Origin of the sequence: Ligilactobacillus ruminis DSM 20403 = NBRC 102161, assembly GCF_900113455.1 — a bacterium.
GTDB lineage: Bacteria > Bacillota > Bacilli > Lactobacillales > Lactobacillaceae > Ligilactobacillus > Ligilactobacillus ruminis.
In genome coordinates this window covers 22,382-32,736 of the sequence record NZ_FOPI01000023.1, presented here as the reverse complement: position 1 = coordinate 32,736, position 10,355 = coordinate 22,382, and the positions used below count along the sequence as shown (strand labels likewise).

8 protein-coding genes and 1 rRNA gene are annotated in these 10,355 nt (G+C 43.9%); all 9 read right to left on the bottom strand.

Annotated elements, in window-relative coordinates; all coding sequences use genetic code 11:
- Positions 1-228, bottom strand: a 16S ribosomal RNA gene (locus tag BMZ95_RS07545); the annotation flags it as partial.
- A gap of 843 nt (positions 229-1,071) precedes the next feature.
- On the bottom strand, positions 1,072-1,452 hold the full coding sequence (locus BMZ95_RS07540) for a DUF956 family protein (RefSeq protein ID WP_004563749.1): 381 nt from the start codon (positions 1,450-1,452) through the stop codon (positions 1,072-1,074).
- 99 nt (positions 1,453-1,551) lie between these two features.
- The gene (locus tag BMZ95_RS07535; RefSeq protein WP_046922361.1) at positions 1,552-2,466 is read right to left on the bottom strand and encodes a PTS system mannose/fructose/sorbose family transporter subunit IID; all 915 of its coding nucleotides are present in this window, start codon (positions 2,464-2,466) and stop codon (positions 1,552-1,554) included.
- Positions 2,467-2,480: 14 nt separating this feature from the next.
- Positions 2,481-3,290, bottom strand: coding sequence for a PTS mannose/fructose/sorbose transporter subunit IIC (locus BMZ95_RS07530; RefSeq protein WP_046922360.1), 810 nt, complete (start codon positions 3,288-3,290; stop codon positions 2,481-2,483).
- 34 nt (positions 3,291-3,324) lie between these two features.
- A complete protein-coding gene (locus tag BMZ95_RS07525) occupies positions 3,325-4,311 on the bottom strand; it encodes a mannose/fructose/sorbose PTS transporter subunit IIA (RefSeq protein WP_014074244.1) in 987 nt (328 codons plus the stop codon).
- Between the two features lie 30 nt (positions 4,312-4,341).
- The gene (locus BMZ95_RS07520; RefSeq protein WP_046922362.1) at positions 4,342-4,857 is read right to left on the bottom strand and encodes a PTS sugar transporter subunit IIB; all 516 of its coding nucleotides are present in this window, start codon (positions 4,855-4,857) and stop codon (positions 4,342-4,344) included.
- Positions 4,847-5,266: a PTS sugar transporter subunit IIA gene (locus BMZ95_RS07515; RefSeq protein WP_014074246.1), complete on the bottom strand. Its 420-nt coding sequence runs from the start codon at positions 5,264-5,266 to the stop codon at positions 4,847-4,849. Before BMZ95_RS07515 ends, BMZ95_RS07520 begins: the two co-directional genes overlap by 11 nt.
- Positions 5,267-5,567: 301 nt before the next feature.
- A complete protein-coding gene (locus BMZ95_RS07510) occupies positions 5,568-8,402 on the bottom strand; it encodes a sigma-54-dependent transcriptional regulator (protein ID WP_074786552.1) in 2,835 nt (944 codons plus the stop codon).
- Between the two features lie 183 nt (positions 8,403-8,585).
- The gene (locus BMZ95_RS07505; RefSeq protein ID WP_014074248.1) at positions 8,586-10,214 is read right to left on the bottom strand and encodes a peptide ABC transporter substrate-binding protein; all 1,629 of its coding nucleotides are present in this window, start codon (positions 10,212-10,214) and stop codon (positions 8,586-8,588) included.
- Positions 10,215-10,355: the final 141 nt, after the last annotated feature.

Sequence of the window (10,355 nt, the reverse complement as noted above, 5' to 3'; positions counted from 1 at the left end):
CGTCTTTTACATGAACATCATGCGGTGTTCATGGTTATGCGGTATTAGCACCTGTTTCCAAGTGTTATCCCCCTCTTTTGGGCAGGTTGCCTACGTGTTACTCACCCGTTCGCCACTAAGCTTCTTTCGGTGAATGCAAGCATTCGGTGAAAGAAAGCTTCGTTCGACTTGCATGTATTAGGCACGCCGCCAGCGTTCGTCCTGAGCCAGGATCAAACTCTCAATTTATAGTTTGTGACTCAAAATTTACTAGCGAATTGACTTCGCAAATATTGTTGCTCTTGTTTAAAACAAGAAGCCCTGCACATTTGCTTATCGAAACTTTGTTCAGTTTTCAAAGATCTGTTTCGCAGTCATCTAAGTGACAACTCTTAAATTATATCAATTATCAACATCTTTGTCAAGGCCTTTTTGAATTATTTTTTGAATAAAAATTCATCATCCTCAGCTCATTTGTCTCAACTGACAACTTTTTAAGTATATCGCATTCAACAAGTGATGTCAACAATTAATTAATTTTTCTAAGTCATCAATCTCACGACAAGAAGTCATTCGACTGACAACGTTACTAACTATACAAGCATTTTTCCTATTAGTCAAGGATATTTCGCAATTTATTTATAAAAAAAATTTGACTATAAACATTCCATGCTAATTCGCTTTTTTTGTTCGGAATGAAAATGTTTTTTTATGTATTAAAGAAATTTTTATTCATCTTATTTCCTTTTTGAATACAGTTTATTTCATTCTCAATCAATCTTTTCAAACATCAACTGACAAAACAAGCCAAAAAATATGCCTCAAATAAAAAATCAGGCGATTTGAAATTAATTTCAAATCGCCTGATTTTTTGAATATGCATGACAATCGTTCGCCATGACGGAAACAGCCAAAAAGATGCTGTCGATAAATTTGAATGATATCTCGACGCTGATTGAACAGAAACTATAACTGTATCTGACAAAAGCCCTTATTTACTGACACATTGATGAAATAGAGAACTTTGTCCGTAATCACGTCTTGACGAACTGATCAAGCAGAGCTGCTATGCACTGCATTTGATAAAACAAGCTATTTCTTATCAGAAGAAAACTTGTTCTTCAATGCCCGTTTAACGACTTGAAAGAACGTCAGCGAGCGAACCATGCGCTCAGGTTCAATATATTTCCTGACAGCACGCAAGACCTTTCTCGGCTGTTTGGACGAAAACGTAAACGTTCCGTTTTTCTTCGTCTGGAAGCCGTAACGCGGAATCCAGCGCCCTTTGAACATAACGGAGGCAATTACCAAATCAACCTCCGTCCAAGGAATCTGAATGTTTTTGCGAACGTCGCGATCATTAAAAAATTCGAAACCTTTGTCGCCAATCATGATTTTGCCGTAATCCGTCAAGCCCATGTGTGACGTTCCTTCGATTACGAGATCCACTTTAGTATTGATTGATTGAACCATTACGATACCCTCCGCCATATTGTCTGAATACTTATTATTATACAACAAAACGGTCTCATTCCCATGGAACAAGACCGCATTATCATCATTATCGATAAATTACATCAAGCCGATTAAGTGGAATACGACACCGACAACGAAGATTCCCAAGATGATAACGATTGGGGAAACCTTCTTCTTCAAAAGCCACATGCAAAGGAATGTCAAAAGCAATGCAGCCAAACCAGGAATCAACTGGTTCAGGTTGTCTTGAAGCGTCGTAACCTTCGTCGGATCAAGAGCCAAGCCGTTTGCTTGTTCCGTCAAAGCCTCCTTGATGCCGGCAGCACCCTTTGGAAGCTTGTCCCATTCAATGTAGGCACCCTTTGAAAGAGTTGTCTTCGAAACGACCGGCGTGAATTTGATTGAAACCCAGCGTTCAATCAAAGCACCTAGCACGAACATGCCCATGATGGATGCAAGGCTCGTCACGTATTGCAAAAGTCCACCAGACATATCGTCCGTAATCTTGGAACCTGCACGATAGCCGAATTCTTGCGTATACCACATGAATGCCCAACGAATAATGTTCCATGCAATGAAGAACAAGATTGGTCCGAGAATGTTTCCGCCAAGGGCAAGCGAAGCACCCAAAGCACCAAGCATAGGACGAATCGTGAACCAGAAGACAGGATCGCCGACACCGGCCAAAGGACCCATCATGCCGACCTTAACCCCTTGAATAGCCGTATCGTCAACGGCAGCTCCATTGGCACGGTCTTCTTCAAGAGCAAGCGTAACGCCCATTACGGGAGATGCAAGATACGGATGCGTATTGAAGAATTCCAAGTGACGCTTCAAAGCAGCCGTGCGTTCTTCTTTTGTCTTGTAGAGCTTTTTGATTGCCGGAATAATTGCGTAGCACCAGCCGCCATTTTGCATACGTTCATAGTTCCATGAACCTTGCAGGAACGTTGAACGCCAGCAAACGGCCAAGCGATCTTTTTTGCTTAATTGAATCTTGTTTTCAGCCATGTTCCTGATCCTCCTTATTCGTAGTCTTCGAGAATGTCACCGAGCGGGTCGCCAGTATTGCCGTTACCGCCGTTGCCATTGTTGCTTCCGCCGTTTTTCTTGAGTTCGAGGTAGATCAAGCCAAACGAAATACCAAGAGCACCCAAAGCAATCAGAGTCAAATCTGAAACGGCTGCGATAACGAAGCCGATTGCAAAGAACGGCCAAACTTCACGCGTAGCCATCATGTTGATAACCATTGCGTAACCTACGGCAACAACCATGCCGCCGCCGATGGACATGCCGTCTGACAACCATGCAGGCATTGCTTCCAAAGCACTCTTAACGGCGTCTGCAGGAATAATCAGCAAAGCTGCAGCCGGAATAGCGATACGAAGACCTTGCAGGCAGACAGCGATGATTTGCCAAACTTCAATCTTGCGATAGTTTCCTTCTTCAGCTGCCGTATCCATAATGTGAACGATAGGAACAGCAAGCGTACGAACGATCATCGTCAAGAACAAACCGGCAACGGCCAAAGGAACGGCAATTGCGATCGCCGTACCGACACCCTTAACGCCTTGGTCGCCTTGAACTAAAATAATTGCAGATGCGACAGATGCCAACGCAGCGTCAGGGGCAACGGCAGCACCGATATTTGCCCAACCTAAAGCGATCATTTGAAGCGAGCCGCCAAGAATGATACCTTCTGTAGGATGACCCGTCACCAAACCGATTAACGTACATGCCACCAGCGGTTGATGGAATTCGAATTCATCAAGAATACCTTCCATACCCGCTAGGAAGGCAACGATAACTACTAAAATCATTGATATAATAGACATATCTTAGTCCTCCTGTTCTATTGAGAATGAAACTTTACATTCCGAGCTCTTTGCGAGCCTTATCAACAATTTCATCCATATTGTCATGAGAGTCCGTCGGAACCTTGCGCACGTCGAACTTGACTCCGATTTTCTTCAGCTTGTCAAACGTTTCAACGTCTTCTTTGCCCAAGGAAAGCACCTTGTTTACGGCAACCTTGCCAACAGAGTGTGCCATTGAACCGATATTCAGTTCCTTGATGTCGACGCCGCCTTCGATTGCCTTAAGGGCATCTTCCGGCGTTTCAAAGAGAAGCAAGGCTTTCGTATTCCCGAAGCGAGGATCTTTTGCAACTTCAATCATCTTGTTAATCGGAATAACGTTTGCTTTAACTCCAGGAGGAGCTGCTTCCGTAATCAGATTCTTGCGAAGCTTGTCATGCGCAACGCCATCCGAAACAACAATGATTCTCGTTGGCTGCGTCGTCTTCGTCCAGGCCGTCGCAACTTGACCATGAAGCAAACGCGAATCAACGCGTGCAAGCACGTATTTGATGTGGCCGTCGCCAAGAACGGTTCCAGGAGGGATTGCCCCTGCTGGCTCAGTGCTTTTTGCCTCTGCTTTCGGTGCTTCTTTTGGAGCTAATGATTCAGGCTTGACCTTGACACCGTCCTTGCCGGCTTCAACAAGGTGTGCCGCAATGTCTTGCGCCTTTTCCATCGAAAAGCGTGATGCGTAAGCTTCGATTACCATTGGCAAATTCATGCCGGCAACGATTGCCCACTTGTCTTTATGTTGTTCAACCAGATTGTTTGCTTGGTTGAACGGTGTACCGCCCCAAAGATCGACTAAGAACAAGACTTCATCTTGATTTTCGAAAGATGCAACTGCTTTTTCCATCTTAGCTCTGATATCGTCCGGGCCTTCACTTGGCATCAAGGTAACGTGTGCGACGTTTTCTTGTTCACCAAAGATCATTTGACCTGATTGGAAAATTCCGTCTGCAAAGCTACCATGACTTGCTAGGATAATACCTACCATTTGTATTGCCTCCTATACATAATTTTTGAACTATTTCAGCTTTTGGCTCGTATCATGAACAAATTCCTTTTCACAAAGACATTTCCAAAAATCCTTCTTGGCATCGCTTGGAACCTTGCGATAATCAAGCACGATTCCGCGGCGATGCATCCAGACAAATATGTTCACGTCATCATGATTTACTGCGACTGTATCAGTTACCATCTTACGGGTGGTATCAAAACTGATTGATCCGATGTTGACCGAAGGAACTTTGATCCCACCGGAAATGAGTCTTATTGCATCTACTGGATTCTCAACTAAAATCATTGCATTAATAAAATCAAAGCGCGAATCATAATAAATGCGAAGCATTTTTGAGATGGTCAAAACGTTTGCCTTGACCCCCGGCGGTGCGGCTTGCATAATCAACGTCCTACGCAGATTGTCTTTGGCAACGTCATCGGAAACGACAAGAATGCGGTCAACCTTTGTCGCTTTGGTCCAGCTCGTTGTCACTTGACCATGCAACAGCCTGCTATCGATTCTTAACAACCTAACATCCATCGTCAATGTCATCACCGGCTTCATAGTGTCTGACTCCGTATCGACCGGTTTCTTCCAACATGGAAACAACCTCAGCCAACGGTTTGCCTGATTGCCTCAAAACATACGCCTCAATCAGCATTGCAAGGTTTACGCCGCCAATCAGACCGTAACGTTTTGAATTTTCATCGATAAAAGCTTTTGCCCCGTTAAACGGAGAACCGCCAAACAAATCGCATAAAAAAATCACTTGGTCATTTTCCGGCACTCCAGCCAAAACAGTTCTGTATTTTTCTTTGATATCGTTCAGATCTTCGTCAAGATTAAATTCCAAGGCGAAAACGCCATCCTGCCGACCAAATATCATATACGAAGATTCGACCAGCTCTTCGGCAAGCTTTCCGTGACTAGAAACAATCAATCTCAGCATCCGATCATCTCCTTATCAAAGATTTTCCTTACACGTAACATATAGCAATTACCGTGCCAACTTTGTGTATCAAATCCAGAATTTCGATTAATTATTGCTTTTTTCTTCATCATTTTTTCTTTCTCTCCCAGGTCAAAGCGTCTATTATTCCCGTTTTAACAGCATTTTAAAATATAATCAATTATTTTTGATTGATATTTGAAAAATAGATATTCACTAAAAATTCATATATTTTTCTTGCCTTTTTATGACAAAAAACACTTGATACACTAACATTAGTGTATCAAACATATCTGTATCATTAGTCTTGATTTTCTGTATCAATCAGTTTGATGATGTAATACGTTTCCGAATCGGCAAACTTGACGTTAAGCCGCTCTTCCAGCATCTGATTGGCTTTTTGCACGCTCGAAAACATTTTGTTGGTTCTTATTTCGATCAATTCCGATTCAGTTGCAGAAATCGGTGTTTGCAGCAACGCGCGCTCGATTGCTCCTGCCAAATGCATGATCAGCCCCATTCGTTTCGACTGTCCCAATTCTTTTTTCGAATCTCGTTCGATCAAATCACAATAATTCTGCAAAATGCCGATAATCTTCTTGGGATTGATGAACGTATAGCATTGCTCCAAATACTGGCAGGCCGTCTGCTCGCTCATCGACAGCGATTCTTCAGCCGGTTGCCCGGGGTTTAATTCATAGTATCGATCAGAATCTTCCAACAGTTGGATAAACTCGTTGCCGCCCCCTTTAAACAATTCATCCAGGGAAATGAACGGAACGCCAATGTCAGGATTGACGACTCCCGTTGCGGCAATTATGCGATAATTTTGTTCGAGCTCCTCAATTCGACCATCCATTCCGACAACAGAGATCGGAACGACGACAACGTCATCAATCAATTGGTCAACTAAAATATTATCGATTATCTGCTTGATTTTTCGGGCAGTTCCTTCACCGGTCGAACAGATTGCGATGATTGCGCGCCGCTTATCAACATCATTTTGACTTGAAGAATGTTCTTCGTCCTTATGAGAATAATACCCGTTAAAATCTCGCAATTCCGAATAAACAGTCTTCAAATCACTGTCTATCAATGAAGTTTTGCGAGCCGCCTCTAAAACCATCGCCGTCGTTACCATGTCGATCGTTTTAACGGGAATGTCCGTCTTATTCGTAATCTGCTCGCTGAAGGTACTGAGCGATCCCATATCAACCAACAACAACACGCCGTTGCCCTGATCAACTTCCTTAACTTTTTCAATAATTCCCTTCAACGCAATCTTTGGACTCATTTCAAGCGACATGTCAAAGGAAGCCAGGTTTTCTGCCCCAAGCAATTTGTTTACCACTTGGACCATTGAAGCGGCAGTACTGTTCCCATGCGCCGCAACCACGACCCCGACGCTGCCGCTTTTCGGAACGGAATTCAGCGAAACGAGCAACACGGCAAGGTAGTAAACTTCCGACTCTGGTACGATGAACTTGTAATACTGTTCGATCATCTTTTTGACCTGTTCGGCGAGCCGCAAATCTTCAGGATAGTCCTTGACCATCGTCACGATATCTCCGGAAACAGTCCGCATCGGCTTGCCTGAGCGAATCCGCTTGATAAACGAGCTGATGTGCAAGCTCATCGCATAGATGAAGTTGTCTCCCGTATTATAGGCATAATCGTTTTGAAGGCGTTCCTTGATTTTTTTGGTCAGATCGATCGTGCTTTGATCAACAATTTCGTTTAAGTTCGTTTCTTTTTGATCAACCTTTGCTTCACGATAAAATGATTTCAAATGCAGGTTGATGTCCGTCAAAATAAAGTTGTTGATTGCAGGTTGATCCAACCCTTCTTCTTTCAGCAGGGAAGCCTTGGAACCGATGATTTCATACAAGTTGTAAGGCAATTCATAACTGTCGCTTTCCGATTGAATCTTCGAAGCGTCATTTGGATGAACGACCATCATCGGTTCCAACAAACGCGACAGTTTGCTTAATTCCGTTCTGTTGTTGGCAAGTCGCGGAATTCCGTCCTTGATGTTTTGAGGAAGCGAGTCAAACTCGATTTCCATTTCATTTTCATCCTGCATGCTGTTCAAAAATGCTTGTGCGCAAACAAGCTGAATATTTGATTTAAGCTGTCCGACGTTGCCGAACGTAACGCTTCCAAGAAGAGCTTTGACGACGTCATCGCTCAATTTGATGTCCTTGTCGGTTCGATTGGCTTCAATCCCCAACAGCTGCCGTAAAAGCTGCAGCTGTTCTCTTGCGCTTCTTTGAGAGAAACTTGGCATCTTGATCATGATCGGGATTCTTCTGACAAACGTCTGAAGCAAAGAACTTTCCGGGTCTTCCGTCGTTGCGCAGACAAGGCGCACATCAGCATGATGTGTCTTGGCAGTTTCACCGAGACGATTATATGTCCCGTGATCCATAAAATAAAAGATCATTTCCTGACCTTCAGGCGGCAATCGATGAACCTCATCCAAAAAAAGCATCCCGCCGTCTGCTTCCTGAATCAGTCCGTCATGATCTTCCGTCGCACCCGTAAATGCCCCCTTGGCATACCCAAAAAGATGCGACATCAAAAGCTGCGGGTTATGCGCATAATCGGCACAATTGAACGTCGTGAACTTCTGTTTTTTGATGACTCCCGTATTCATCGCAAACCGATACATCGCATTGGCAAAATAGGTTTTGCCAGAACCGGTCGGACCGGTAATTAAAACGTTCAGCCCTTGCGGCGGATATAAAATAGCAGCTTTGGCCTGTTCTACCTGATTTTTTAAACTGTCATTCTTACCGATGAAATTTTCAAAAACATCTTGCGGAATATCTTTTTCATAATCGTCATTGCTTGATTCAGTCAGTCTTGCATTGGTGAATCCGGTTATTTGCGACTTGCGCTGCGAATATTCGCCAACTTTGTTTCTGCTCTGCATTTCACGTTCGGCCAATAAATACCTGACGGGTCTGCCGTCGATTTTTTGAAGCTTTCCTTCACGAACCAAGACGTTCAATTCTTTGCTGACGTTGTTTCTGATGATTCCGAGAGCTTCTGAAATCTCGGTCGTCGTATATCCTTCCGACTCGATGCTTGCGTTTTGTTTAACATACTCAAAAATCTTGTCCTTGCGCGTCATCAGCTTCACCTCTTCTATTGTGTATCGATACTCTTAGTGTATCACAGAACAAAAAAATATGCCGTGGCTATCCTGTCACCACGACATATCATAACTGATTAGACATTTCAAAAACTCCTCGTTAAAGAGTCCCATGCATTCGCGGCGCATGAACCATACAGAAATGTCCTTAATCAAATTCAATTATTTAGCAATGTATGCTTCCTTCCAGTTGTATGCAACGCCCGCCGTATTATGAACGACACCCTTGACGTTCGTTCTGAGCAGCGATGGCGTATTCAATTGGAACAAAGGAACAATCGGTTGTTCTTCATTGATCAGCTTGGAAGCCTTGACCATGTCATCCCAACGCTTGTCCGCATTGCCGGCATCCGTCGTCTTGGAAGCCGTGATCAGCTTGTCGTATTCGGCATTTGACCACTTGCCGTTGTTATAAGGGTTACCCGTCGTAAAGAGATCAAGGAAACTGATCGCATCGGAGAAATCGGCAGCCCAAGCATTTGCCAGAAGTTCAAACTGGCCTTTTTCTGCACGTGCCAGACGTGTCTTGAACGGAACGTTGGCAACTTCGACCTTGATTCCTGGCAGATTTGCTTCCAATTGGCTTTGGATAAATTCAGTAATCTTCTTGGCAGCATCCGTATCATCACCCAACAGGGTAATCGTCATACCGGATTCGCCGAGTTCCTGAAGTCCTTCTTTCCAAAGCTGTGCGGCTTTCTTCTTATTAAGAGTTACGCCGACCGTCGTTTTGGCAGCAGTTGCGAAGTCAGTTCCGTTGTTTTGAACGAGTCCTGATGAAACAACGCTCTTGGACGGAAGCGTGCCGCTTCCCATAACCTTCTTCGCTAATTGATCGCGGTCGATGGCATAGCCAATGGCCTGACGGATCTTCTTGTTCTGGAATTCCTTCTTCGTCTGGTTGAATTCAAGATAGTTAGTACGTGCTTCCTTTATGACCGTGTATCCCGGGTCGTTTGACAGCTGCTTAGCCTGTTCAGTCGACAGAATCGTCTGATCGAGTTTTTTGCTTTGATAAAGGTTGTATGAAGTCGTCGTACTCTTGTTGACTTTGAAATTGATCTTGTCAAGCTTAACGTGCGACTTATCCCAATAATTCTTGTTCCTGGAAAGCGTCCAGGAAAGGTTCGTCCCTGTCCATCCGGTCATCTTGAACGGTCCGTCATATACCATGTACTTGGATGACGTGCCGTACTTCTTGCCGTACTTCTCAACCGCGGTCTTGTTTTGCGGGAAGAAGCTCGGGAAGCCCATGAGCAGCTTGAAATAAGGAATCTTTTTCGTTAAAGTAACGACGACTTTGTATTGACCGACGGACTTGATGCCAAGCGTTGAAGGAGCTTTCTTGCCGGCCGTGATATCATCGATGTTTTTAACGCCTTCAAAGAGGTATGAGTACTGCGATTGCGTCTTCGGATCAACCGTCCGGCGCCAGGAATAAACGAAGTCGTCAGCCGTAACCTTGTCACCGTTTGACCATTTGGCATTCTTGCGAAGATTGAAAGTATATGTAAGTCCATCGGAAGAAACTTTGTAAGACTTGGCAATCCCTGGTTCAACCTTAGAATTCTTGCCGATTCTCAAAAGTCCTTCCATCGAGTTGTTCAGCATGTCGAAACTGATCGTATCGGTTGCTTTTGACAAATCCATCGTCGGAAGTTCGGAAGCCTCATTCCAATTCAAGACTTGCTTAGAAGAACTGGAACTTGATTTTGAGCCGCATCCGGTAAGGGCCAATCCCGCTGCTGCCAACGTCGCGCCAGCAGCAAGAAGTTTATTAAAGTTTTTCATACGCATAACCCCCTGTCCGAAAATTTAAAATTCTCTAAAACTTGATTAAATTATATTACATAAGTTTGAACTGCGCAAGAGTTTTCTAACTTTAAATTAATTTTACATTAATGCTATTTTCTTCTTTCTTACATCACAAGG